The 24,111-nt window shown below is 73.3% G+C and carries 26 protein-coding genes and 1 pseudogene; 7 read left to right on the top strand and 20 right to left on the bottom strand.

Annotation, left to right across the window (positions count from 1 at the left end; translation table 11 throughout):
- Nucleotides 1-41 precede the first annotated feature (41 nt).
- A complete protein-coding gene (locus AB5970_RS02800) occupies nt 42-947 on the bottom strand; it encodes a LysR family transcriptional regulator (protein ID WP_370502372.1) in 906 nt (301 codons plus the stop codon).
- A 72-nt stretch (nt 948-1,019) separates the two neighbouring features.
- On the opposite strand from AB5970_RS02800, the gene AB5970_RS02795 reads away from it, so the two are divergent.
- Entirely contained in the window at nt 1,020-2,051 is a 1,032-nt protein-coding gene (locus tag AB5970_RS02795; RefSeq protein WP_432205892.1) for an EamA family transporter, read from the top strand.
- Here AB5970_RS02795 and AB5970_RS02790 read toward each other — a convergent pair.
- The 3 genes and pseudogenes from AB5970_RS02790 to AB5970_RS02780 form a co-directional block, all read right to left on the bottom strand.
- A pseudogene (locus AB5970_RS02790) lies at nt 1,973-2,356 on the bottom strand (2-C-methyl-D-erythritol 2,4-cyclodiphosphate synthase); the annotation flags it as partial. The gene AB5970_RS02795 and the pseudogene AB5970_RS02790 sit on opposite strands and share 79 nt — an antisense overlap.
- Nucleotides 2,357-2,388: 32 nt before the next feature.
- A complete protein-coding gene (gene ispD, locus AB5970_RS02785) occupies nt 2,389-3,135 on the bottom strand; it encodes a 2-C-methyl-D-erythritol 4-phosphate cytidylyltransferase (protein ID WP_370502370.1) in 747 nt (248 codons plus the stop codon).
- 13 nt (nt 3,136-3,148) lie between these two features.
- Nucleotides 3,149-3,631, bottom strand: a complete 483-nt coding sequence (locus AB5970_RS02780) for a CarD family transcriptional regulator (protein ID WP_028046210.1) — start codon at nt 3,629-3,631, stop codon at nt 3,149-3,151.
- Nucleotides 3,632-3,873: 242 nt separating this feature from the next.
- Between AB5970_RS02780 and AB5970_RS02775 the strand changes: the two genes are divergently transcribed.
- Nucleotides 3,874-4,383 carry a hypothetical protein gene (locus AB5970_RS02775; RefSeq protein WP_370502369.1) on the top strand — a complete coding sequence of 170 codons (510 nt, stop codon included), beginning with the start codon at nt 3,874-3,876 and terminating at the stop codon, nt 4,381-4,383.
- A gap of 73 nt (nt 4,384-4,456) precedes the next feature.
- Here AB5970_RS02775 and pstB read toward each other — a convergent pair whose 3' ends face one another.
- The 7 genes from pstB to AB5970_RS02740 form a co-directional block, all read right to left on the bottom strand.
- Nucleotides 4,457-5,236 (bottom strand): phosphate ABC transporter ATP-binding protein PstB, encoded by a 780-nt coding sequence (pstB, locus tag AB5970_RS02770; RefSeq protein WP_370502368.1) that lies wholly within the window; start codon nt 5,234-5,236, stop codon nt 4,457-4,459.
- Nucleotides 5,237-5,256: 20 nt separating this feature from the next.
- Entirely contained in the window at nt 5,257-6,210 is a 954-nt protein-coding gene (pstA, locus tag AB5970_RS02765) for a phosphate ABC transporter permease PstA (RefSeq protein WP_370502367.1), read from the bottom strand.
- Between the two features lies 1 nt (nt 6,211).
- The gene (gene pstC / locus AB5970_RS02760) at nt 6,212-7,216 is read right to left on the bottom strand and encodes a phosphate ABC transporter permease subunit PstC (protein WP_370502366.1); all 1,005 of its coding nucleotides are present in this window, start codon (nt 7,214-7,216) and stop codon (nt 6,212-6,214) included.
- Nucleotides 7,217-7,301: 85 nt separating this feature from the next.
- Nucleotides 7,302-8,411: a phosphate ABC transporter substrate-binding protein PstS gene (locus tag AB5970_RS02755; RefSeq protein ID WP_370502365.1), complete on the bottom strand. Its 1,110-nt coding sequence runs from the start codon at nt 8,409-8,411 to the stop codon at nt 7,302-7,304.
- Between the two features lie 205 nt (nt 8,412-8,616).
- Nucleotides 8,617-9,339: a response regulator gene (locus tag AB5970_RS02750; RefSeq protein ID WP_370502364.1), complete on the bottom strand. Its 723-nt coding sequence runs from the start codon at nt 9,337-9,339 to the stop codon at nt 8,617-8,619.
- On the bottom strand, nt 9,336-10,592 hold the full coding sequence (locus AB5970_RS02745; RefSeq protein WP_370502363.1) for a sensor histidine kinase: 1,257 nt from the start codon (nt 10,590-10,592) through the stop codon (nt 9,336-9,338). Before AB5970_RS02745 ends, AB5970_RS02750 begins: the two co-directional genes overlap by 4 nt.
- Before the next feature lie 112 nt (nt 10,593-10,704).
- Nucleotides 10,705-11,187: a DUF1269 domain-containing protein gene (locus AB5970_RS02740; protein ID WP_370502362.1), complete on the bottom strand. Its 483-nt coding sequence runs from the start codon at nt 11,185-11,187 to the stop codon at nt 10,705-10,707.
- 234 nt (nt 11,188-11,421) lie between these two features.
- Here AB5970_RS02740 and phoU point away from each other — a divergent pair, with 234 nt between their 5' ends.
- Together phoU and AB5970_RS02730 are read left to right on the top strand one after the other, a co-directional pair.
- The gene (gene phoU, locus AB5970_RS02735; RefSeq protein WP_370502361.1) at nt 11,422-12,087 is read left to right on the top strand and encodes a phosphate signaling complex protein PhoU; all 666 of its coding nucleotides are present in this window, start codon (nt 11,422-11,424) and stop codon (nt 12,085-12,087) included.
- A gap of 234 nt (nt 12,088-12,321) precedes the next feature.
- Nucleotides 12,322-12,732, top strand: coding sequence for an MmcQ/YjbR family DNA-binding protein (locus tag AB5970_RS02730; RefSeq protein WP_370502360.1), 411 nt, complete (start codon nt 12,322-12,324; stop codon nt 12,730-12,732).
- Nucleotides 12,733-12,852: 120 nt separating this feature from the next.
- Here the strand turns inward: AB5970_RS02730 and AB5970_RS02725 are convergent, their stop codons facing one another.
- From AB5970_RS02725 to AB5970_RS02710, 4 genes are all read right to left on the bottom strand, one after another.
- The gene (locus AB5970_RS02725) at nt 12,853-13,593 is read right to left on the bottom strand and encodes a phosphoglyceromutase (RefSeq protein ID WP_370502359.1); all 741 of its coding nucleotides are present in this window, start codon (nt 13,591-13,593) and stop codon (nt 12,853-12,855) included.
- A 49-nt stretch (nt 13,594-13,642) separates the two neighbouring features.
- Complete coding sequence (locus tag AB5970_RS02720; RefSeq protein ID WP_370502358.1) at nt 13,643-14,977, bottom strand: glycosyltransferase; 1,335 nt, start codon at nt 14,975-14,977, stop codon at nt 13,643-13,645.
- A 71-nt stretch (nt 14,978-15,048) separates the two neighbouring features.
- The gene (locus tag AB5970_RS02715; RefSeq protein WP_370502357.1) at nt 15,049-15,432 is read right to left on the bottom strand and encodes a hypothetical protein; all 384 of its coding nucleotides are present in this window, start codon (nt 15,430-15,432) and stop codon (nt 15,049-15,051) included.
- Nucleotides 15,433-15,525: 93 nt separating this feature from the next.
- A complete protein-coding gene (locus tag AB5970_RS02710) occupies nt 15,526-16,563 on the bottom strand; it encodes a lactonase family protein (RefSeq protein WP_370502356.1) in 1,038 nt (345 codons plus the stop codon).
- A gap of 195 nt (nt 16,564-16,758) precedes the next feature.
- Here AB5970_RS02710 and AB5970_RS02705 point away from each other — a divergent pair, with 195 nt between their 5' ends.
- The gene (locus AB5970_RS02705) at nt 16,759-16,917 is read left to right on the top strand and encodes a heme biosynthesis protein HemY (RefSeq protein WP_370502355.1); all 159 of its coding nucleotides are present in this window, start codon (nt 16,759-16,761) and stop codon (nt 16,915-16,917) included.
- Between the two features lie 20 nt (nt 16,918-16,937).
- Here the strand turns inward: AB5970_RS02705 and AB5970_RS02700 are convergent, their stop codons facing one another.
- The gene (locus AB5970_RS02700) at nt 16,938-18,146 is read right to left on the bottom strand and encodes an ROK family protein (protein ID WP_370502354.1); all 1,209 of its coding nucleotides are present in this window, start codon (nt 18,144-18,146) and stop codon (nt 16,938-16,940) included.
- Between the two features lie 77 nt (nt 18,147-18,223).
- Between AB5970_RS02700 and xylA the strand changes: the two genes are divergently transcribed.
- Both xylA and xylB read left to right on the top strand, forming a co-directional pair.
- Nucleotides 18,224-19,411 carry a xylose isomerase gene (gene xylA / locus AB5970_RS02695; protein WP_370502353.1) on the top strand — a complete coding sequence of 396 codons (1,188 nt, stop codon included), beginning with the start codon at nt 18,224-18,226 and terminating at the stop codon, nt 19,409-19,411.
- A 148-nt stretch (nt 19,412-19,559) separates the two neighbouring features.
- A complete protein-coding gene (gene xylB, locus AB5970_RS02690) occupies nt 19,560-20,963 on the top strand; it encodes a xylulokinase (RefSeq protein ID WP_370502352.1) in 1,404 nt (467 codons plus the stop codon).
- Between the two features lie 57 nt (nt 20,964-21,020).
- Here the strand turns inward: xylB and AB5970_RS02685 are convergent, their stop codons facing one another.
- From AB5970_RS02685 to nadC, 4 genes are all read right to left on the bottom strand, one after another.
- Nucleotides 21,021-21,353: a histone-like nucleoid-structuring protein Lsr2 gene (locus AB5970_RS02685; RefSeq protein WP_370502351.1), complete on the bottom strand. Its 333-nt coding sequence runs from the start codon at nt 21,351-21,353 to the stop codon at nt 21,021-21,023.
- A 66-nt stretch (nt 21,354-21,419) separates the two neighbouring features.
- A complete protein-coding gene (locus AB5970_RS02680) occupies nt 21,420-21,617 on the bottom strand; it encodes a hypothetical protein (protein WP_370502350.1) in 198 nt (65 codons plus the stop codon).
- Nucleotides 21,614-23,134, bottom strand: a complete 1,521-nt coding sequence (lysS, locus tag AB5970_RS02675; protein ID WP_370502349.1) for a lysine--tRNA ligase — start codon at nt 23,132-23,134, stop codon at nt 21,614-21,616. Before lysS ends, AB5970_RS02680 begins: the two co-directional genes overlap by 4 nt.
- 37 nt (nt 23,135-23,171) lie before the next feature.
- Nucleotides 23,172-24,071 (bottom strand): carboxylating nicotinate-nucleotide diphosphorylase, encoded by a 900-nt coding sequence (gene nadC, locus AB5970_RS02670; protein ID WP_370502348.1) that lies wholly within the window; start codon nt 24,069-24,071, stop codon nt 23,172-23,174.
- Nucleotides 24,072-24,111 lie beyond the last annotated feature (40 nt).

The following is a 24,111-nucleotide window of genomic DNA, read 5'->3' as shown; positions in this document are numbered from 1 at the left end:
GATTTCGGACACGCCGCTGACCTGCGCGCACACGCCGAGGTTCACCCGCCGCCGATCTGCTCGGCCAGGGCGCGGAGCTCGTCCAGCACGCGACGGACCACCAGGCGTTCGGCCCGGTCCCGCCGCAGCAGCGCGTCGATGCGCCGCCCGGCCCGGACGCCCACCAGCGGCACGAGCCGCACGCGGGCGCCGCCGCCGAACGTGTAGCGGGGCAGCAGCGAGACGCCGTGCCCGGCCGCGACCAGCGCCTCCACCACGTGGAAGTCGTTCACGCGGTGCACGATGCGGGGAGCGGCGCCGGAGCGCGCACCGACCGCGCCGAGCACGGTCGCCACCGGGAACCCCTCCCGCACGGCGATCCACGGCAGGTCGCGCAGGTCCTCCGGGCGCACCTGCGTGCGGTCGGCCAGCGGGTGGTCCAGCGGCACCGCCACGTCGAGCGGCTCGCGCAGCAGCGGCACCACCCGCACCGCCGCGCCGCCCGCCCAGCCCACCCCGGCGTCGGGCCGGTGCGCGACGACCACGTCCATGCGGTCGGTCAGCGCGACGAAGTCGTCCTGCGCGACGTCCTCGTCGGTGCACTCGAGCGTGATCCCGTCGATCGCCGCCACCCGCGTGAGCAGCGCCGGCAGCAGCAGCTGCGCGCCGCTCTGGAACGCCGAGACCCGCACCACGCCCTGCGGGCGCGCCAGGAACTCGTCGCACGCGGCGCGCGCCCGCTCCAGCGCCACCGCGACGTCGACGGCCGCGGCCGCCAGCGCGTCCCCGGCCGGGGTGAGCCGCAGCCCGCGGCCCACGCGCGCGGTCAGCGGCACCCCGACCTCGCGCTGGAGCTGCGCCACCTGCTGCGAGACCGCCGAGGGGGTCAGGTGCAGCACCGCGGCCGCGGCCGTGACGCCGCCCTGGCTGCCCACCGTGCGGAGGGTCTCGAGCGCGCGAGGATCCATGCAGCGACGCTACATTGTCGGATCAGTTCTTTTCGATGGTGCTGCATGGTCGGCGTCCCGCATCCTCGAGGCATGCCCACCCGCGACCGCCTGCTCGCCGCGCTGGTCGCCGTCTGCTGGGGGCTCAACTTCCCCGCGATCCACCTGTCGCTCGAGCAGTTCCCGCCGTTCTTCCTCGTCGCCCTGCGGTTCACGCTCATCGCGGTGCCCACCGTGCTCCTGGTCCCCCGCCCCACCGCGCCGTGGCGCTGGATCGGCCTGTACGGCCTCGGGTTCGGGGTGCTGCAGTTCGTGTTCCTGTACCTGGCCATGTCGTCCGGGATGCCGACGGGCCTGGCGTCGCTGGTGCTGCAGTCGTCCGCGCCGTTCACGGTGGTGCTGGCGGGGGTCTTCCTGCGCGAGCGGATCACGGCCCGGCAGGGGGCCGGCATCCTGCTCGCCGTCGCGGGCCTGGGCGGCATCGCGGCCCACCGCGCGGGGCTCGCGGGCGGGGCGACGCTGGTGCCGGTGCTGCTGACGCTCGCGGGCGGGCTCGGCTGGGCCGTCGGCAACCTGGGCAACCGCCGCGCGGTGCAGGCGCAACCGGGCGAGCCGTTCCGGCTGATGCTCTGGATGTCCGTGGTGCCACCGGTCCCGATGCTCGCCCTCTCGCTCGCACTCGAGGGCCCCGACCGGATCGCCGGCTCGTTCCAGGACCTCGGCAGCACCCGCGGCCTGCTCGCGATCGGCGGCCTGCTGTTCACGGTCCTCGTCGCGACCGTCGTCGGCTCGGGGCTGTGGACCACGCTCATGGGCCGGCACCCGTCGAGCACCGTGGCACCCTTCTCGATGCTCGTCCCGGTGGTCGGCATCGCGGCCTCGTGGCTGCTGCTGCGCGAGCGCACGTCGGTCGCCGAGCTGGCCTGGGGGGCGCTCGTGCTCGCGGGCGTGCTGCTGGGCAGCACGCGCCGGCGTCAGGCCGTGGCCACCACCAGCGCCGTGGCGATCGCCGCGACGCCCTCGCCGCGGCCGGTGAGCCCGAGCCCGTCGGTGGTCGTCGCCGAGACGCTCACGGGGGCGCCCACCGCAGCGGAGAGCGCCGCCTCGGCCTCCGCCCGCCGCTGACCGATCTTGGGGCGGTTGCCCACCACCTGCACCGCGACGTTGCCGACCGTGAACCCGGCCTCCCGCACGCGCCGGGCGGCCTCGGCCAGCAGTGCGGCCCCGGCGGCGCCGGCCCACTCGGGCTCGGAGGTGCCGAAGTTCGAGCCGAGGTCGCCCAGGCCGGCGGCCGAGAGCAGCGCGTCCGCGGCGGCGTGCGCCGCGACGTCGGCGTCGGAGTGCCCGGCCAGCGGCCGCTCGCCCGGCCACGCCAGCCCCGCGAGATGCAGGACGGCGTCGGGCGCGGGGTCCGGGTCGTACGCGTGCACGTCGACGCCGATCCCGGTCCGGGGCAGCAGGCTCACTCGTCGTCCTCCGTCGGCAGCTGCGCGACCGCGAGGTCCCGGGCCGTGGTGATCTTGCCGGCCCGCTCGTCGCCGGCGACCACCCACACGGGCTCGCCCAGCAGCTCGACCAGGCCCGCGTCGTCCGAGGCCGCCAGGGCCTCGTCGTGGGCGTGCGCGGCGCCGCCGGCGTGCGCGCGGACCAGCAGGTCCCGGGCGAAGCCCTGGGGCGTCTGGACGGCGCGCAGCTCGCCGCGGGGCACGGTCTCGAGCACGGGCTCGACCGCGACGCCCCGGTGGGGCGCGACGCGCTTGATGGTGTCGGTGACGGGCAGCCCGGGCACCACGGCGGGGTGCCCGGCGCGCACGGCGTCCACCACGCGCGCCACCAGCGACGGTGGCGCCAGGGGCCGGGCCGCGTCGTGCACGAGCACCACGTCGACCTCCTGGGACCGCGGGTCCGCCAGCAGCGCCGCGAGGCCGGCGGCGACCGACGCCTGCCGGGTGGACCCGCCGGCGACCACCAGCAGCGCGACCTCGTCGGCGAACCCCGCGAGCTCGCGCTCGATCGCGTCGAGGTGGAAGGCGGGCGCGGTGACCACGAGCACCCGGACGCGCTCGTCGCCCGCCGCGCGCGCTGCCAGCAGGTTGCGGGCGGCGTGCGCGACGAGCGACTGACCTCCCAGGGGCACCAGTGCCTTCGGGAGGGAATGACCGAGCCTGCTGCCGCTCCCGGCGGCAGTCAGGACTGCAGCGACGCTCACCTGTGCGGTGACGTCAGGACGCGAGGACCTCGTCGAGGATCGCTTCGGCCTTCTCCTCTTCGGTGTGCTCCGCGAGCGCGAGCTCCGACACGAGGATCTGGCGGGCCTTGGCGAGCATGCGCTTCTCGCCCGCAGACAGGCCGCGGTCGGCGTCCCGGCGGGAGAGGTCGCGCACGACCTCGGCCACCTTGATGACGTCGCCCGACGCGAGCTTCTCGAGGTTCGCCTTGTAGCGACGGGACCAGTTGGTCGGCTCTTCGGTGTAGGGCGCGCGCAGGACCTCGAACACGCGGTCGAGACCCTCCTGCCCCACGACGTCACGCACGCCCACCAGATCGACGTTCTCAGCCGGGACCTCGATGGTGAGATCTCCCTGAGCGACCTTGAGCTTGAGGTAGAGCTTGTCCTCTCCGCGGATGGTCCTGGTCTTGATCTCTTCGATCAATGCCGCACCGTGGTGCGGGTAGACAACGGTCTCCCCAACAGTGAAAGTCATCTGCAGGTGTCCCCTTTCGCAGAGGGGTATCTTATCACGCCCAAAACGCCCCTTTGCCGCGTGAATACGGCCATCGGCCCAGGTCAGCGGCAGGTCGACGCGCGTCGACCGGCGGCGCGCGGTCACGCGCGACGACCCGCCCGCGGCGGAGGGCGCACCCCGCGGTCCGGGCTAGGCTTGCCCCCGGACGGGAGACCCGTCGACCGCACGCCTGCAGCCGCCTGACGCCCCGAGGAGTCGCCGTGACCTCGCCCCGCCCCCGCACCCTCCGGGCTGCCGCCCTCGCCGCCGGCGGCGTCGTCGTCGGCCTCGTGCTCGCCGGCTGCTCCGCGACGAACCCGATCACGACCGAGGACCCGTACGGCGCGTCCGACGGCATCCGGATGACGCTGGGCGACGTGCGCGGCAGCAACCTGCTGGTGGTCTCCGCGGCCAAGGGCGAGCCGGGCAACCTCCTGGGCGGCCTCATCAACGACGGCACCGAGGACCGGACGGTCACCGTGGCGGCCGGCGACGACTCCACGACCGTCGACCTGGGCCCCAAGGAGACGGTGCTGCTGGGCGGCGGCGACGCCCCCGAGGACGGTCAGGCCGACGTGACGTTCTCCTCGGTCGACGTCCCGCCGGGCGCGGTGCTCAAGGTGACCATCTCGACCCCGGAGGACGGCTCGATCACGGTCGACGTCCCCGTGCTGGACGGCTCGCTGCCCGAGTACGCGACGTCGGTGCCGACGCCCACGCCGTCCCGCTGACCCACCGACAGAGGGGGCCGTCCGACACGGACGGCCCCCTCTGTCGTGCTGCGCGCCCCCTGCGCGGACCGGGTCAGCCGAAGCGGCCGGAGATGTAGTCCTCCGTCGCCTGCTCGCGCGGCGAGGAGAAGATCGTCGAGGTCTCGTCGATCTCGACCAGGCGGCCGGGCTGCCCGGTCGCCTTGAGGTTGAAGAAGGCGGTCCGGTCCGAGACGCGGGCGGCCTGCTGCATGTTGTGCGTGACGATGACGATCGTGTAGTCGGACTTCAGCTCGGCGATGAGGTCCTCGATGGCGAGCGTCGAGATGGGGTCGAGCGCGGAGCACGGCTCGTCCATCAGCAGCACCTGCGGCTTGACGGCGATGGCGCGCGCGATGCAGAGGCGCTGCTGCTGGCCGCCCGACAGGCCCGAGCCGGGCCGGTTGAGGCGGTCCTTGACCTCGTTCCACAGGTTGGCGCTGCGCAGCGACGTCTCCACGACCTCCTCGGCGTCCGCCTTGGAGATGCGCTTGTTGTTCAGCTTGATGCCGGCCAGCACGTTCTCCGCGATCGACATCGTCGGGAACGGGTTGGGGCGCTGGAACACCATGCCGACCTGGCGACGGACCGCCACCGGGTCGACGTCGGCGCCGTACAGGTCGACGCCGTCCATCGCGACCGACCCCTGCACGTACGCGCCCGGGATCACCTCGTGCATCCGGTTGAGCGTGCGCAGGAACGTCGACTTGCCGCAGCCCGAGGGGCCGATGAACGCGGTGACGGACCGAGGCTCGACCGACATCCCGACGTCGGCGACCGCCTTGAAGTCGCCGTAGAAGATGTTCAGGTCCTTGACGTCGATTCGCTGTGCCATGGGGGATCTCCTTGTGGGGCTCAGGCCCGGGTCTTCGGCGCGAACCAGCGGCTCACGCCACGCGCCACGAGGTTGAGCAGCATGACGACCAGGATGAGCACGAGAGCCGCGCTCCAGGCCCGGTCATAGTTGATCGTCGCGATGCAAGCGTCGTCGCCGGGGGCGCAGGGCACAAGCCCTGCCGCGTACTGCCGGTACACGTACACCGGCAGCGTCATCATGTTGCCCTCGAAGACGTTGTTGTTGATCGAGTCGGTCGCGCCGACCGTGATGAGCAGCGGCGCCGTCTCGCCGATCACGCGGGCGATCGCGATCATCACGCCCGTCGTGATGCCCGCGACGGCGGTGCGGAGCACGATCCGGATGATCGTGAGCCACTTGGGCACGCCCAGCGCGAAGGACGCCTCGCGCAGCTCGTTGGGGACCAGCCGCAGCATCTCCTCGGTCGAGCGGATGACCACGGGGATCATCAGCACCGACAGGGCGACGGCCCCGACCACCCCGCTGCGGGCGTCGGGCCCCACCACCAGGTAGAAGAGCGCGAACGCGAACAGGCCGGCGACGATCGACGGGATGCCGGTCATGACGTCGACCAGGAACGTGACGCCGCGCGCCAGGCTGCCGGAGCCGTACTCGACCAGGTAGATCGCGGTGAGGATGCCGATGGGCACCGAGATCAGCGCGGCCAGGCCGGTGATCAGGATGGTGCCCAGCAGCGCGTGGTAGACGCCGCCGGCGTCCATGCCGCCGTACACGTTGCGCATGGAGTGCGTGAGGAAGTACAGGTCGAAGCGGCCCATGCCGTTCGAGATGACGCTCCAGATGAGCGACACCAGCGGGATCATGGCGAGCGCGAAGGCGCCCCAGATGAGCACGCGCATGGTGCGGTCCTTGCGGCGGCGCGCGGGGTCGACCTGCGTGAGGGCGCGGCGCAGCTCCGCGGCCTCGGGAGAGAGGGTGTCGGCGATGGCCACGTCAGTTCGCCCCCGAGAATTCCTTGCGGCGCGCGATGATCGCGCGGGCGGCCAGGTTGACCAGGAGCGTGATGACGAAGAGCGCCAGGCCGGTCGCGATGAGCGTCGAGCGGCCGATGTCGTTCGCGTCGTTGAACCGGGCCGCGATGTTCGCGGCGATGGTCTGCTGCTGGCTCGCGACGAGCAGCTTGAACGAGTAGAGCAGGCCCGGCGACAGGATCATGAGGACCGCCATGGTCTCGCCGAGCGCGCGGCCCAGGCCGAGCATCGCGGCGGAGGTGACGCCCGAGCGCCCGAACGGCAGGACCGCCATCCGGACGAGCTCCCAGCGTGTCGCACCGAGGGCCAGCGCGGCCTCCTCGTGCAGCCGCGGCGTCTGCAGGAACACCTCGCGGCTCACGGCGGTGATGATCGGCAGGATCATCACGGCGAGCACGATCGCGGTGGTCATGAGCACGCGGGGCGGGTTGGACGCGTTGCCGTGGTCGTCGCCGGCGAACAGCGGGATCCAGCCGAGGTAGTCGACCAGGAACTGCCACACGGGCTGCACCTTGGGCGCCAGCACCAGCACGCCCCAGAGGCCGAACACGACCGACGGGATGGCAGCCAGCAGGTCCACGACGTAGCCGAGGACCGAGGCCATCCGGCGGGGCGCGTAGTGCGAGATGAACAGCGCGATGCCGACGGCGACCGGCACCGCCAGCAGGAGCGAGACGACGGCGGCCAGGATCGTGCCGAAGATGAGCGGCCCGACCACCGACCACAGGTTCCCGCCGGCCGGGATCCACGGGACCTCCGACGCGAGGTCGGGGTTGGTGAGCGCCGGCATGGCCTCGATCACCAGGAAGATCGCCACCGCCGCGAGCACGGCCAGGATGAGGATCCCGGACAGCACGGCGAGGTAGCGGAAGCCGCGGTCGAGGCCACGGTCGCTCGGCTTCGTGCGGCGCGAGGGCGGGGTGACCGGCGTGACCGGCGGGGTCAGCGCTGTCGTGGGCGAGGCCAACGGATCATTCTCCTGTCCACAGTGGTGGTGCGGCCTCGTCCGGCGGCCGCGTGGGCGGCCGCCGGACGAGGGCGGGACGTGCTGACTACTTGGTGGTGATCGCGTCGATCGAGGCGAGGACGTCCGTGCGCAGCGTGTCCGAGATGGCCGCCGAGCCGGCCGCGGTGGCCGCCTTCGACTGGCCGTCGGCGCTCGCCACGTAGTTGGCGTAGCCCTTGATCAGGTCGACCTTGTCCTGGCTGTCGTAGGTGTTGCAGACGACCAGGTAGGACACCAGGATCGCCGGGTAGGCACCCGACTCGGTAGTGGTGCGGTCGACCTTGATGACGATGTCGCCCTCGGCGCGGGCGTCGTCGCGGGGCGAGACGTCCACGGTCTTGGCGGCCGCGTCGGCGGTCGGGGCGACGAACTCGGAGCCGACCCCCAGCGAGACCTTGCCCAGGTCACCGACGGCGGACGCGTCCGCGTAGCCGATGGTGCCGGTCGCGGCCTGGATGGTCTGGACGACACCGGACGTGCCGTTGGCACCCTGGCCGACGGCCACCGGCCACGTGTTGGAGACCTCGTAGGTCCACACGTCGGGCGCGGTCTTGGACAGGTAGTCCTGGAAGTTCTTGGAGGTGCCCGAGTCGTCGGAGCGGTGCACGACCGTGATCGGGCCGGAGAGCGAGGCGTCCGGGTTGAGCGCCGTGATCGCCGCGTCGTCCCACGTGGTGATGGTGCCGGCGAAGATCTTGGCGACCACGTCGGCCGACAGGTTGAGCTCCTTCACGCCGTCGATGTTGAACGCCACGGCGATCGGGCTGATGTAGACCGGCAGGTCGATGCCCGAGCCGCCGAAGCAGCGGTCGGTCGAGGAGGCGAGCTCCTCGTCGTTCAGCGCGCTGTCCGAGCCGGCGTAGTCGAGCGAGGAGTCGAGGAAGCCCTTGCGGCCTGCACCCGAGTCGGTGGTCGTGTAGTTGACGGTGACGTCGGGGTTCGCGGTCTGGAAGCCGGCGACCCACGCCTGCTGCGCCTTCTCCTGCGCGCTGGAGCCGCCACCGTTGAGGGTGCCGCTCAGCGTCGAGGCCGGGGCGTCCGAGGTGCCGGACGACGGGGTGCCCGTCGCGTTGTCCGATCCGCAGGCCGACAGCGTGAGGGCGAGGGTGCCGACGAGGGCAACCGCCCCGATGCGGCCGAGGAGGGGAAGCTTCACTGTGGTCCGTCCTGTCGATCGTGTGCGCACCGATGTGTGCGCGGCGAGGCTGACGGTAGGAAGCCCACGTGACCGGGTGGACGGCATCGGGTGAACCCCAGGTGAACGGTGGCCGACGAGTCGGACGCGCGTCCGACCTCGCGTGACGCACAGCACGACGCCCCGCGCGCCCTCGAGGGCGGCGGGGCGTCACGGTGCCGACGGGCTACTCGTCGTCGTCGGTCAGCTTGTAGCCCAGCCCGCGCACCGTGAGCAGCAGCGTCGGGTTGCCCGGGTCGGTCTCGATCTTGGCCCGGACCCGCTTGACGTGGACGTCGAGCGTCTTGGTGTCGCCGACGTAGTCGGAGCCCCAGATGCGGTCGATCAGCTGCCCCCGGGTGAGCACGCGGCCGGCGTTGCGCAGCAGCAGCTCGAGCAGCTCGAACTCCTTGAGGGGGAACGCCACCAGCTCGTCGCGCACCCGGACGGTGTGCCGCTCGACGTCCATGCGCACCGGGCCGGCGGCCAGCAGCTCGTCGTCCTCGGCGTCGGCGAGCGGGGCGGGCGCGCCCGCCGTGACCACGACGGACTCCCGGCGGCGCAGCACCGCACGCACGCGCGCCAGCAGCTCGCGCGAGGAGTACGGCTTGGTGACGTAGTCGTCGGCGCCCAGCTCCAGGCCGACCACCTTGTCGATCTCGTCGTCCTTGGCCGTGAGCATGATGACCGGCACGTCGCTGACCAGGCGCAGGCGCCGGCACACCTCCGTACCGGGCAGCCCGGGCAGCATGAGGTCGAGGAGCACCAGGTCCGCCCCGAACTCGTCGAACTTGGCCAGCGCCTCGGGGCCGGTGGCGGCGGTGACGACGTCGAACCCCTCGCGCTCCAGCTGGTACGTCAGGGGGTCCCGGTAGGACTCCTCGTCCTCGACCAGCAGGATCCTGGTCATGACGCGCTCCGGCGCACGTGCGCTCCTTCGATGTCCATGGGGGTGTCGATGTCGGTGTCCTCGGGCTCGGCGGCGGCCGCGCGGTCGGTCACCGACAGCGTGCTGACCGTGCCGGTGGTCGTCGGGTCCTCCGCGCGCGGCAGGCGCAGCGTGAACGTGGACCCGCGGCCGGGCTGCGACCACACGGTCACGTCCCCGCCGTGGTCGGCCGCGACGTGCTTGACGATGGAGAGCCCGAGGCCGGTGCCGCCGGTGTCGCGGGAGCGGGCCGGGTCCACCCGGTAGAACCGCTCGAACACGCGCTCCTGCTCGGCGGCGGCGATGCCGATGCCCTCGTCGACCACGGCGATCTCCACCAGGTCGCCCTCGGTGCGCACCCCGACGCCCACGTGCGACGCCTCGCCCGAGTACGCGACCGCGTTGTCGAGCAGGTTGCGCACCGCGGTGACCAGCAGCTCGTGCTGGCCGAACACGCGCGTGCCGCGCACGCCGCCGATGTCCAGCCGGACCTTCTTGGCCTCCGCCGTGGTGCGCGCGCGGTCGACCGCCTCGGAGAGCACGGCGTCCACGTCGACCAGGCCGAGCTGCCCGAGGGCGCCCGCCACCTGGAGCCGGGAGAGCTCGATGATCTCGTGCACCAGGGCCGACAGCCGCGTGGCCTCCGTCTGCATCCGGCCCGCGAACCGGCGCACGGCCTCGGGGTCGTCGGCCGCGTCCTGGATCGTCTCCGCCAGCAGCGCCAGCGCGCCCACCGGGGTCTTCAGCTCGTGCGAGACGTTGACCACGAAGTCGCGCCGGATCGCCTCGAGCCGGCGGGCCTGCGTCAGGTCCTCCGCGAGCACCACCAGGTGCTCGGCGCTCACCTGCGCGACGCGCACCTGCACCAGCAGCACGCCCGGACCCACCGGGCCGCGCGGCACCTCGAGCACCTCGTCGCGGATGACGCCGTCGCGCCGGACCAGCTCGATCATGTCCCGGATCGCCGCCGGGGCGATGCGTCCGTCGCGCACGATGCCGAGCGCGTGCGCCGGGGCGCTGGCCCGCACCACGCGGTCGGCCTCGTCGAGCACCACGGCCGCGGAACGCAGCACCGAGAGCGTGCGGACCAGGCCCTCGTCCAGCTGCGGCTCGATCATCGGCGGGAGCGTGCGCTGCTCGCGCTCGCTCCAGCGGAACGCAAAGGTCGCCCAGACCCCCACCAGCAGACCGAGCCCGCCGGCGAGGAGCATCAGCAGCCCGTTGATCCCGTTCACGGCACTCACCCTAGGACGCGCCGACGGGTGCGACACGCCGATGTCACCGCAGCGGACCGGCCCGCCGTCGAGCGTTCACCGACCGTTAATCGGGTCCGGGCGCGCGGGCCGCTCAGCCGAAGGTCTCCAGCAGCAGCGACTTCTCCGCGTCCGTGAGGTTCGTGTCGACCAGCGTGCTGTGCAGGCCGTGCAGCCGCTCGCCCAGCCGGTCCATGTTCGCGTTCTCCGTGACGGCGCACAGCAGCGAGGTGCCCGGCGTGATCTGCGCGCGGATGTTCTCCAGCTGGCCCTCGGTGATGCCGACCGCCGACACCGCCTTGGTGATCGCGCCCGCGGCGGCCCCGACGGCGGCGCCCAGCAGCGGGACGAAGAACAGCCCGCCGAACAGCACCCCCCAGAACGCCCCCCACCCGGTGCCGCGCCACTTGTCCTCGTTGGCGTGGTGCATCTCCGGCCGAGGGGCGCCCTCGGGCCAGCTGATGACCGCGTGGTCGACGATCTTCACCAGACCGTCGGCCTGCGCGCCCTTGAGCGCCTCGACCGCCTTCTGTGCACCGTCGACCGCCTCGAACTTCCACGCCGTGAACGTCGTCATCGTGGTCCCCTTCGACCCGTCGTGTCCGTGTCCGCACCTTGTGCCCCCATCTTGGCCCGCCGACCAGCGGCTGGACAGGGGCGGTCGGTACGGGCCCGGCGGGCTCCCGCGCGCGTATCGTCGCCAGAGGTACGCAACGGCCGTCGTCCGTTCACCTGCACGGGCCCCGCCGTTCACCTGGAAATGTCAGCCTGACCTGCGCGCGGCACCTGCCGCCTGCACGAGAGGGAGCACATGCGGGACATCTTCGACGCCGAGCTGCACCAGCTGGGCGAGGACCTGGCGGCGATGAGCGGCCGGGTCGAGCAGGCCATCACCAACGCCGGCATCGCGCTGCTCACGGCAGACCTCGCGCTCGCGGAGTCCGTGATCGCCGACGACCTGGCCATCGACGCCATCGAGCGCGACCTCGACGAGCGCTGCGTCCTGCTGCTCGCGCAGCAGCAGCCCGTCGCCACCGACCTGCGGATCGTCGTCTCGTCGCTGCGCATGAGCGCGTCCCTGGAGCGCATGGGCGACCTCGCCCGTCACGTCGCCCAGGTCGCCCGCGGTCGCTACCCGCGGCACGCCGTGCCGCACGCGCTGTCCGGCACGTTCGCCGAGATGCACGATGCGGCCGTCCGCGTGGCCCGGCGCACCACGACCCTGCTGAACAGCCGCGAGGTGCTGCTGGCCGAGAGCATCGAGCAGGACGACGACCTCCTGGACGAGCTGCACGAGGACACCTTCGCGGCCCTGCTGGGCGGCGCGTGGGCCGGCACCACGCAGGAGACCATCGACGTCACCCTGCTCGGCCGGTACTACGAGCGGTTCGGCGACCACGGCGTCTCCGTCGCCCGCCGCGTGACCTACCTGGTCACGGGTGCCGCCCGCGGCGAGCTGGACCGCACCGCCGGCTGACCTGGCGAGGGGTCGCGCGGACCGGTCGGGACTGCCTGACACCGGAGGCGCGGCCTGTTCCGCTCGCGGCTGGCCCCTGCGCGCGGCCAACTCTGCGAGCGGCCCGCGCGGCTGGTTGTGGCGCGAGATCGAGGGTTCGGCACGAGAACGTGGGTCTAGATCCACGATCTCGCGCCGGACCCTCGTTCTCGTACCGGTGGACTCCCCCCGGGGGCCGGTCGGTAGCGTGGTGGCATGGCGGAGCGCGAGCTCGGGTGGGGGGACGACGACGTCGCGGCTGCCCGGGAGCGCCTCGGGGGCGTCGTCGAGCAGCTGCCCGAGACCACCGCCGAGGTGGACGAGTACGGCAACACCGGGTTCTTCACGCGCGGCAGCCGGTTCGCGTGGATCCTGCCCGACCACCACGGCGACGGCCGGCTGGCCCTGTGGTGCAAGGCCGACCGGCACGAGCAGCAGGCGGTCGTGGCCCGGGACCCCGAGCGGTACTTCGTGGCGCCGTACCTCGGCCGGTTCGGCTGGGTCGGCGCGCACCTCGACCCCGGCCACCACCCCGACTGGGACGCCCTCGCGGAGCTGGTCGAGGCGGCCTGGCGCCGCTCGGCGTCGAAGAAGGCCCTGACGGCCTTCGACACCGCGCACCCCTGACCCCCGGGACCGATCATCGCCCGCCGACAGCAACGTCCGCACCTCCCCCCCACGCAGCAACGTCCGAGCAGATGGGGCCCAGGGGCTACCTCTGCTCGGACGTTGCGGGGGTGAGGGCGGTCAGCGGCCCTGGTTGGCGACGGCCTTGATGGCCTCCGCGGCAGCCTCGGGGTCGAGGTACGTGCCGCCCGGGTTGGTCGGCTTCAGCGTCTGCTCGTCCAGCGTGTAGAGCAGCGGGATGCCGGTCGGGATGTTGATGCCGGCGATCGTGGCGTCGTCGACGTCGTCGAGGTGCTTGACCAGCGCGCGGATCGAGTTGCCGTGCGCGGCGACGAGCACGACCTTGCGGGCCCGCAGGTCAGGGATGATGTCCGACTCCCAGTACGGCAGCGCCCGCTCGAGGACGTTCGACAGGGCCTCGGCGCGCGGGATCGGCTCGCCGGCGTACCGGGGGTCGGCGTCCTGCGAGAACTCCGAGCCCAGCTCGATGTCCGGCGGCGGGAAGTCGTACGAGCGGCGCCAGAGCATGAACTGCTCCTCGCCGTACTCCTCGAGCGTCTGCTTCTTGTCCTTGCCCTGCAGCGCGCCGTAGTGCCGCTCGTTCAGGCGCCAGGAGCGCTTGACGGGGATCCAGTGCCGGTCGGCGGCGTCGAGCGCCAGGTTGGCCGTCGTGATGGCCCGACGCAGCAGCGACGTGTGCACCACGTCGGGCAGCACGCCCGCGTCGGTGAGCAGCGTCCCGCCGCGCTTGGCCTCCTCGACGCCCTTCTCCGAGAGGGCCACGTCGACCCAGCCGGTGAACAGGTTCTTGGCATTCCACTCGCTCTCGCCGTGGCGGAGCAGCACGAGGGTGTAGGTCATGGGTTCATCCTGCCGCAGGCGCCGTCGGGCGTCCTGGGACGTCCGGCCCTCAGACGCGGGACGCCCGCACCTCGCCGGCCACCGCGTAGACCTTCAGCATCTGGTCGGCGGTGGTCCCCCAGCCGAAGCGCTCTGCCACCTGCCGCGCGCCCAGGGCGTACCGCGCGCGGTCGTCGGACGAGGCCAGCACGTCGGCGATGACGTCGGCCCACACCTCCGGGTCGTGACCGCGGACCAGCCGGCCGGAGACGTCGTGGTCGACGATGGTGCGCAGCCCGCCCACGCAGGCGGCGATCACCGGGACCCCGCTGGCCTGGGCCTCGGCCGCGACCAGCCCGAACGACTCGCTGCGCGACGGCATCGCGACGACGTCGGCCGCGTGGTACCAGCGCGCCAGGGTGTCGCGGTCGGCGGGCGGGTGCACGACGACGTCGTCGGCCACCCCGGTCATCGTCGCGAGCGCCTCGAGCTCCCGCACCGCGCTCGACCGGCCCGACGGACCGCCGAGCACCACGAGCAGGGGCACGGGTCGGCCGGTCGCCCGGAGCACGCCCAGCGCGCTGACCAGGACGTCGGGCGCCTTGAGCGCCTGCACGCGGCCCGCGAACAGGACGATCTGGCGGTCGGCCGGCAGCCCGAGCTCCCGACGCGCCGACGCCCGGTCGCCCGGCACGAACCGGTCGAGGTCCACGCCCGGCTCGACCACGTGCACGCGGTCGGGGTCGGCGCCGTACAGCTCGACCAGCTCCTCGGCCTCGACCGGCGTGCTGGCCACGAGCGCGTCGGCCTCGGCCACCACCTGCTCCTCGCCGACCACCCGCTGGCTCGGCTCGGCGGTGTCGCCCGGCGCCAGCGACGCGTTCTTCACGCGCGCGAGCGTGTGCGCGGTGTGCACCAGCGGCACCTCCCAGCGATCGGCGGCGACCCAGCCCACCTGCCCGGACAGCCAGTAGTGGGAGTGCACGACGTCGTACCAGCCGGGACGGCGCGCGGCCTCCCAGCGCAGGACGCCGGCGGCCATGCCGCACAGCACCCCGGGCAGGTCGTTCTTGTCCAGCCGCTCGAACGGGCCGGCGGGCACGTGGTGCACGAGGATCGGCGGCGTCACGCCGGGCTCGACGTCCTGCGCCAGCAGCACGGCGCGGGCGTCGTCACCCGTCAGCGGGGCCCCGTGCGCGTCGACCCCGGGCAGCACCACGGTCTCCGGCTGGTCCGAGGAGGTGGCGCGCGTGAAGATCTCGACGCGCGCACCCCGGGCGGCCAGCGCGCGCGACAGCTCGAGCACGTAGACGTTCATGCCGCCGGCGTCGCCCGTGCCGGGCTGCTCGAGCGGTGACGTGTGCACCGAGAGCATGGCGACGCGCGGGGCGTGCTCGAGGGTCACGGGTGCTCCTGTTCGCGGACGGGTCTGCACCCATTCTCACGCACGGAGCGCACAGAGCGCGCGGGGTCCGGTCAGGACTGCGCGGTGGCCTCCGCGGCGTGCGCACCCGCCGGGCGGCGGCCGAAACGGCCCTTGAGCGCGCTGAGCCCGCTCGGCGGCTTGTAGTCGCCTCGGATGGGGAAGATGTTGCCGTCCGGCAGGAAGCCGCCGGCCGTCGACGGGTAGAAGACGAGCTCGGGCCACATGGTGACGATCTCCTTGAGCCGAGCCCCGCGCGCGAACGCGGCGGCCAGCTGCGGGTCGCTGCCCGTGTACGTCAGCGTGTGGTCGTGCTCCTGCACCACGGTCTCACCGGTGGGAACCTCGCCACGGCGCGGCGTCCAGCCCCACGGGCTGGCGGGCTCCTGGTGGTTCCGGTCCGGGCCCTGCCGATAGATGTCGAATCCGTTGCGCACCGCGGAACCTCCCTGTTCGTCGACGACCTCAGGGGGATCGGCAGGTGGGCAAGGGTCCTGGAGCCCACCGGGCCCAGGTTCACCCGTAAGGCGTCACCGGGCCGGCAGGACGCACGCCGCGGCCGGCAGGTCGAGCGTGCTCACGACCGCGCCGTCGGCCGCGAGCACGGCCAGGCCCCCCGACACCTGCTCGGCCACCACGGTCCAGCCGTCCACGACCGCGAAGTGGCGCGGCCACGCCCCCGGCAGCGCGTCGTCGGCCACCGGCTCCAGCAGCCCGTCGGCCCGGACCGCGAACCGGGCGAGCACGTCGGACGTCCGCACCCCGACGAGCACGCGGTCGCCGTCCCGCGCGATGTGCGACGGCAGCACGCGCCGGCCCGGCTCGCGCGCGGGGACCGTCGTCGCGGGCAGCGTCTGCACCAGGGTCCCGGCGCCGTCGCTCCAGGCCAGCACCCGGACCGTGACGTCCAGCTCGCCGACGACGTACGCGAGCCGCCCGTCGGCGCTGAAGGTGAGGTGCCGGGGGCCGGTGCCGGCGGGGAGCGACGCCGCGATCCCGTCCTCCACCAGGCGACCGTCGATCCGGCGGTACCGCCGGATCTCGTCGGTGCCCAGGTCCACCACCAGCACGAACGCACCGCTCGGGTCGTGCGCGACGAAGTGGGCGTGCGGGGACTCCTGCCGGCTCTCGTCGGGGCCGGAGCCCGCGTGCCCGAGCACGAGGTCCGGACCCGGCGTCGCGAACCCGCCGTCCGCGTCGAGCGGCAGCACGCCGAGGGTGCCCGACGAGTAGTTGGCGACGAGCAGGGCGCGGCCGTCGCAGTCGAGCAGCAGGTGGCACGGGTCCGCGCCGCCCGACGGCACGGTTCCGCGGTGCACCAGCGTGTCGCCGACGACGTCGAACGCGCCGACCGTGCCGCCCGCCTGCTCGTTCACCGCGTACAGCACCGTGCCGTGCAGCGCGAGGAAGCTCGGCGACGGCGTCTGCGCCACCTGCCGGGCGCCGCTCAGCGCCCCCGTCGCGGGGTCGAGGTCGACGCGCCAGATCCCCTCCCCCTGCCCGACGGGAGTCCCCGCACCCGCGACGGGGTAGGTGCCGATCCAGAGGGGGGTCTGCTGCGCGCTCACGACGAGGGAGCCTACGGCCGCGGCCCGGACCGGCGACGAGGACGTCCGCAGATTCGCGCGCCCGGGCGACCGGATGTGCGGACGTTGCGGGTCGTCCGCCGGGACGTCCGCAGATCCGCGCGCCCGGGCGACCGGAGGTGCGGACGTTGCGGTCCTACAGTCGGACCACGAGGCCCCAGCGATCGAGGAGACGGCATGCCTGACGAGCCCACACCCGCGGCCTCGCGCTTCGCGACGCTCCCCGAGCGGATCCGGGTCGAGGACACGATCGCCAGCGTGGAGACGGAGGCCGCGCCGGACCCGACCATGGGGCGCGACACCGAGACGGAGTTCATGCTCCGCAACGCGCGCTGACCGCACCTCCGCGCGCGGGCTCAGGCGTGGGTGCGGAGCCACTCCGCCGGGTCCGCGAGGACCGTCGCCAGGACCGCGAGCGCGCCGCCGGTCATCGCGGGGTACTGGCCGGCGCGGGCGGGCGACACGCGCAGCGGGGACCAGGGCGCGAAGATCACCAGCTCGTCCAGCCGGGCGGCCACCTCGTCGTGCACGTACCCGAACAGCTGGCCGAAGCTGCCGCCGAGGACGACCTCGCCCACGTCGACCACGTTGGCCACCGACGCGAGCGCGACGCCGAGCGCCCGGGCGGCCTGTGCCACGGCGGCGGTCGCGCGGGGCTCGCCGGCCTCCAGGGCGTCCAGCAGCGCGTCGAGGCGCGAGGTCGGCGGCAGGCCGGCGGCGCGCAGCATCGCGTCCTGGCCGGCCAGGGCCTCGAGGCTGCCGTCGGAGGCGCGCGGTCCGCGGAACGCGTCGACGACGACGTGCCCGATCTCGCCGCTCCAGCCGTGCCGGCCCGGGAAGATCTCGCCGTCCAGCACGATCGCGCCACCGATGCCGACCTCGCCCGAGACGTACGCGAAGCTCGGCGAGCCGCGGCGCGCGTGGGCCTCGGCCCGGGCGGCGAGGTTGGCCTCGTTGGCCACGCGCGGCGGGAACGCGGCCAGCGCGGGGTGCGCCTCGACGAGCCCGACGACGTCGACGTCGCGCCACCCGAGGTTCGGCGCCACGCGCAGCGGTCCGGTGACACGGTCGACCAGTCCCGGCAGCGCCAGCGCCGTGCCGGCGACGCGCACGCCGGCCGCGCGCAGGTCGTCGACCACGGGCTCCGCCAGCGACGCGAGCCGGTCGAGCACCACGGCGGCGTCGGCCCCCCGCAGGTCGTCCAGCTCGACGTGCTCGGCCAGCACGTCGCCGGCCAGGTCGATCGCGCGGACGCCCAGGTAGTCGACGTTGACCTCCATGCCGACGCCGGCCACGGTCCCCCGCGCGGGCGCCAGCGGGACCGCGGGGCGGCCGGCGCGCTGGGTCGGGGTGGGGTCGAGCTCGCGCACCAGGCGCGCCTCGATCAGGTGGTCGACCAGCCCGGAGACGGTCGCCCGCGCGAGACCCTCGGCGGCGGCCAGCTGGGCGCGGGACACCGGCTCGGCGGCGTCCACGATCCCCCGCAGCGCGACGCCCAGGTTCTGGTCGCGCATCTGCGCCTGCCGGGCCACGCGCGACGGGTCGCGGGGCTCGGTCGTCGGCATGGCTTGACCCTACCGGCCGGACGGGATAAATTCATCCGGCAAACTAAACCGGATTCATCTCGATGAGGAGACGCGTGATGGCAGCGCAGCCCACCCGTGCAGACAAGTTCTCGTTCGGCCTCTGGACGGTCGGCTGGAACGCCCAGGACCAGTTCGGCTCGGCCTCCCGGCCGTGGCTCGACCCGGTCGAGTCGGTCCACAAGCTGGCCGAGCTGGGCGCCGCGCACGTGACGTTCCACGACGACGACGTCGTCCCCTTCGGCTCGGACGACGCCGAGCGCGACAAGATCCTCGCCCGCTTCAAGGGCGCGCTCGACGAGACCGGCATCACGGTCGAGATGGTCACCACCAACACGTTCAGCCACCCGATCTTCAAGGACGGCGCGTTCACGTCGAACGACCGTCGCGTGCGCCGCTACGGCCTGCGCAAGGTGGTCCGCAACGTCGACCTGGCCGCCGAGCTCGGCGCCGACACGTTCGTCATGTGGGGCGGCCGCGAGGGCGCCGAGTACGACTCCGCCAAGGACCTCAACGCCGCGCACGACCGCTACGCCGAGGGCATCGACACCGTCGCCGCGTACATCAAGGAGAAGGGCTACAAGCTCCGCATCGCGCTCGAGCCCAAGCCCAACGAGCCCCGCGGCGACATCCTGCTCCCGACCATCGGTCACGCGATCGCGCTCATCGACCGCCTGGAGCACGCCGACATCGTCGGCCTGAACCCCGAGGTCGGCCACGAGCAGATGGCGGGCCTCAACTACACGCAGGGCATCGCGCTGGCGCTGTGGGCGGGCAAGCTCTTCCACATCGACCTCAACGGCCAGAAGTCGATCAAGTACGACCAGGACCTGGTGTTCGGCCACGGCGACCTGTTCTCCGCGTTCGCCACGGTCGACCTGCTCGAGAACGGCTTCCCGTCGGGCGGCCCGACCTACGACGGCCCGCGCCACTTCGACTACAAGCCGTCGCGCACCGAGGACTTCCAGGGCGTGTGGGACTCCGCGTCGGCCAACATGGCCACGTACCTGCTGCTCAAGGAGCGCGCCCAGGCGTTCCGCGCCGACCCCGAGGTCCAGGCGGCGTTCGAGGAGTCCGGCGTGCTGGAGCTCTCGCAGCCGACGCTGGCCGCGGGCGAGACCCTGGCCGACCTGCTGGCTGACCGCTCCGCCTACGAGGACCTCGACGTCGACGCCGTCGCCGAGCGGGGCTTCGGCTTCGTGCGCCTCAACCAGCTGGCCCTCGAGCACGCCCTCGGCGCCCGCTGACCCGTCCGTTCTCCGCAACGTCCGAGCATGCAGGGGTCCTGACCCGCACATGCTCGGACGTTGCGCATCAACCACTTCGTGCGTCCGAGCAGCTGCGGGTCCTGACCTGCCGTTGCTCGGACGTCGCGGAACTCCGTGGAGGTAGCTCATGGCACTCGTCGCCGGCATCGACTCGTCGACGCAGTCCTGCAAGGTCGCCGTGCGCGACGCCGACACCGGCGCGCTGGTGCGCTCCGGGCGGGCCTCGCACCCCGACGGCACCGAGGTCGCGCCCCGGCACTGGTGGGACGCCCTCCAGTCGGCGATCGCCGACGCGGGGGGTCTCGACGACGTCGAGGCGGTCTCGGTCGGCGGCCAGCAGCACGGCATGGTCGCCCTCGACGCGGACGGCGAGGTGGTCCGCGACGCGCTCCTGTGGAACGACACCCGCTCGGCGCCGGCCGCGCTCGACCTCATCGAGGAGCTGGGCGGACCGCAGGCGTGGGCCGACGCCGTCGGCTCGGTGCTCGTCGCCTCCCTGACCGTGACCAAGCTGCGCTGGCTGCGCGACGCCGAGCCGACCAACGCGGCGCGGGTCGCCGCGGTGGCCCTCCCCCACGACTGGCTGACCTGGCGCCTGGCGGGCGCCCCTGGGCTCGACGCCCTGGTCACCGACCGCTCCGACGCCTCCGGCACCGGCTACTGGTCGCCCGCCACCGAGGACTACCGCCACGACCTGCTCGAGCTCGCGCTGGGCCACGACGCCCTGGTGCCCCGCGTGCTCGGCCCGTCGCAGGCCGGCCCGCGCTCGACGGGCGGCGCGATCCTGGGCCCGGGCGCCGGCGACAACGCCGCCGCGGCCCTGGCCCTCGGGCTGCAGCCCGGCGACGTCGCCGTCTCCATCGGCACCTCGGGCGTGGTGTCCGCGATCGCGTCGGCACCCACGGCCGACGGCTCCGGCCTGGTCACCGGGTTCGCCGACGCCACCGGCGCGTTCCTGCCCCTCGCGTGCACCCTGAACGCCTCGCGCGTGCTCGACGCGGCCGCCCGCATGCTCGGGGTGGACCACGAGGGCCTGTCGGCGCTGGCCCTGTCGGCCCCCGCCGGCGCGGACGGCCTCGTGCTGGTGCCCTACCTCGAGGGCGAGCGGACCCCGAACAAGCCGGACGCCACGGGCGCGCTGCACGGCCTGCGGCTGGCCAACACCACGCCCGCGCATCTGGCCCGGGCGGCCGTCGAGGGCATGCTCTGCGCCCTGGCCGACGGCATCGACGCCCTGCGCGCGCAGGGCGTGGCCGTGGAGCGTCTGTTCCTCATCGGCGGCGGCGCGCAGTCCGCCGCGGTCCGCGCGATCGCGCCGTCCGTGCTCGGGCTCGACGTGCTGGTGCCGACGCCCGGCGAGTACGTGGCCGACGGCGCCGCGCGGCAGGCCGCCTGGGTGCTCTCCGGTGCGGCGACGCCGCCGGCGTGGAGCTCGGCGTCCGAGGCCACGACGTTCCGCGGCGACCCCGTCGCGCGCGTCCGCGAGCAGTACGCAGCGGTCCGCGAGCTCACCGGGACGCGACCGGCCTGAGCGCAGGCATGACGAGAGCCCGGTACGGGGGTACCGGGCTCTCGTCGTGCCCCTGCGTCAGTGTGCGGCGTCGTACGCGGACTTGACCTCCGCGGAGATGCGGCCGCGCTCGGACACGTGGTGCCCGTGCTCCTTGGCCCACTCACGGATCGCCTGCGCGTCGCCGGACGATGAGCGCCGCCCGCGGGTGGCGGTCGACTTCGCCGCCGTGCGCCCGCCGACCTTGCGTGCGTGACCGACCCACTGCGCAAATGCGTCGCGCAGCTCGCTCGCGTGCGAGGACGTCAGGTCGATCTCGTAGGTGACGCCGTCGAGCCCGAAAGTCACCGTCTCGTCTGCAGTTCCGCCGTCGATGTCGTCGACCAGGAGGACCTGGACCTTCTGAGCCATTGCTCGCTCCGTATGGCAGATGTATGAATGCTGTCGCGTTCACTATCGCATCGGCGCATTACGTCGTCAATCGGACGGCGTGGAATCCCTATTGAATTCCCCCGCGGCCGCACGTTCTGCGGCGCGTTCGGCGGCATCCATTCTCGCCATTGCCTGCCGTTCCGTGCGGTCCGCATTGACCAGCGCGCGGATGGCGAACCAGAACAGCAGCCCGACGCCGATGGACGGCAGGAGGGCCGCCACGGCCGTGAACAGGGGGTTCATGAGCTCAGCGGCTTCACGAGCGGGAACAGGATCGTCTCGCGGATACCCAGGCCGGTGATCGCCATGAGGAGCCGGTCGATGCCGAGGCCCAGACCGCCCGCGGGCGGCAACGCGTACTCGACGGCCATGAGAAAGTCCTCATCGACGCGCATCGCCTCGTCGTCGCCCGCCGCCGCCAGCAACGCCTGCGCCTCGAACCTCTTGCGCTGGATCACCGGGTCGACCAGCTCCGAATACGCGGTGGCCAGCTCGAAGCCGCGCACATAGAGGTCCCACTTCTCGACCACGCCGGGGATGGTGCGGTGATCACGCGTGAGCGGGCTGGTCTCCACCGGGAAATCGCGCACGAATGTGGGCTCGAACAAGTGGTCGCCCACCCGGTGCTCCCACAGCTGCTCGACCAGCTTTCCGTGGCTGACGCGCTTGGGGTCGGTCTCGATGCCGAGCCGGGCCGCGTGCGCCTGGAGGGCGGCGAGCGGCGTGTCGGGCGTGATCAGCTCACCCAGCGACTCCGACAGCGAGCCGTACATGGTCAGCTCCGCCCAGTCGCCGCCGAGGTCGTACTCCTCGCCGTCGGGCAGCGTCACCACGGTGGTGCCCAGCACGTCCTTGGCGGCCGTCTGCACCAGGTCCTTGGTGAGGGCGGCCATGGTGTCGTAGTCGCCGTAGGACTCGTACGCCTCGAGCATGGCGAACTCCGGGGAGTGCGTGGAGTCGGCGCCCTCGTTGCGGAAGTTGCGGTTGATCTCGAAGACGCGCTCGATGCCCCCGACCAGCGCCCGCTTGAGGAACAGCTCCGGGGCGATCCGCAGGTACAGCTCCATGTCGAACGCGTTCATGTGCGTGACGAACGGCCGCGCGGCGGCGCCACCGGGCTGCGTCTGCAGCATCGGCGTCTCGATCTCGATGTAGTCGCGCCGGTGGAAGTTGTCGCGCAGCGACCGCATCAGCGCGGGGCGCTGCCGGGCCGTCTCGCGGGCGGCCGGGCGCACGATGAGGTCGACGTACCGCTGCCGGACGCGCGCCTCCTCGGACAGCTCGACGCCGTCGTACAGGTTGGGCAGCGGGCGCAGCGACTTGGCGGCGATCTGCCACTCGTCGGCGTACACCGAGAGCTCGCCGCGACGGGAGCTGATCACGCGACCGTGCACGAAGAGGTGGTCGCCCAGGTCGACGTCGGTCTTGAACGCGGCGAGCCGCTCCGCCCCGACCGCGTCGAGGCTGAACATGGCCTGCAGCCGGTTGCCCTCGCCGTCCTGCAGCGTGGCGAAGCAGAGCTTCCCGCCGATGCGGACGAACACGACCCGACCGGCCACGCCGACCTCGTCGGTGGTCTCCTGCCCCGGCTCGAGGTCCGGGTGCTCCGCGCGCACCTGCGCGATCGAGTGGGTGCGCGGCACCCCGACCGGGTACGCCTCGACGCCGGCGGCGAGCAGCCGCTCCCGCTTCTCGCGGCGGACCCGGATCTGCTCGGGGGCGTCGTCGGCTGCAGGGGTGCTCTGGGGGGTCTCGCTCACCGGTCGATCCTACCGGCGCGCACCTGTGCGCCCCGCGTCACACCCGGGCGGGTGCCTCGAGGTCCAGCGCCAGGTCGAGGATCGGCGACGAGTGCGTCAGACCGCCCACCGACAGGTAGTCGACCCCCGTCGACGCGACCTCCCGGGCGCGGTCGAGCGTGAGGTTGCCGGTGGCCTCGAGCTCGACCCCGTCCTGGGCCGCGCGGACGGCGGACACCACCTGCGCGAGCAGCGGCGTCGGCATGTTGTCGAGCAGCAGGAACCGCGCACCCGCCGCGACGGCCTCGAGCGCCTGGGCCAGGGTGTCCGCCTCGACCTGGACGGTCACGTCCGGGAACCCCGCGCGCACGGCGTCGATCGCCGCCGACACCGAGCCGGCGGCCACCACGTGGTTGTCCTTCACCATCGCCACGTCGTACAGGCCCATGCGCTTGTTGGTGCCGCCGCCGCAGCGCACCGCGTACTTCTCGAGCGCCCGCAGCCCGGGCGTGGTCTTGCGGGTGTCGAGCACCCGTGCGCCCGTGCCCTCCAGGGCGTCGGCCCAGCGGCGCGTGTGGGTGGCCACCCCGGACGCGCGGGAGGCGAGGTTGAGCAGGGTCCGCTCGGCGACGAGGAGCACCTGCACCGGGCCGCGCAGCACCGCGAGCACGTCCCCGCGCGCCACCCGCGAGCCGTCCGCCACGCGCTGGTCGACCGACGGCGCAGGCAGCCCGAGCCGGCCCGCCACCTGCCCGAGGACCTCCGGCACCACCACCAGCCCGGCGACCACGCCGTCCTGCCGCGCGACCAGGTCCGCCGCCCCGACGGCCTCGCGGGGGATGGTCGACTGCGTGGTGACGTCGCGGCCGGGGGCCGGGCCGAGGTCCTCGTCGAGAGCGGTCGTCACGGTGCGCGCGATCCATGCGGGGTCGAGTCCGGGCTCGATCTGTTCGATCACGGCGTCACGCTACCCGCGCCCGCGGGCACGGCGTGTGCCG

The sequence above is a fragment of the Cellulomonas sp. ICMP 17802 genome, assembly GCF_041295535.1.
Lineage (GTDB): Bacteria > Actinomycetota > Actinomycetes > Actinomycetales > Cellulomonadaceae > Cellulomonas.
The sequence above is the reverse complement of the archived record's forward strand: the minus strand, read 5'-3'. Positions and strand labels throughout refer to the sequence as shown.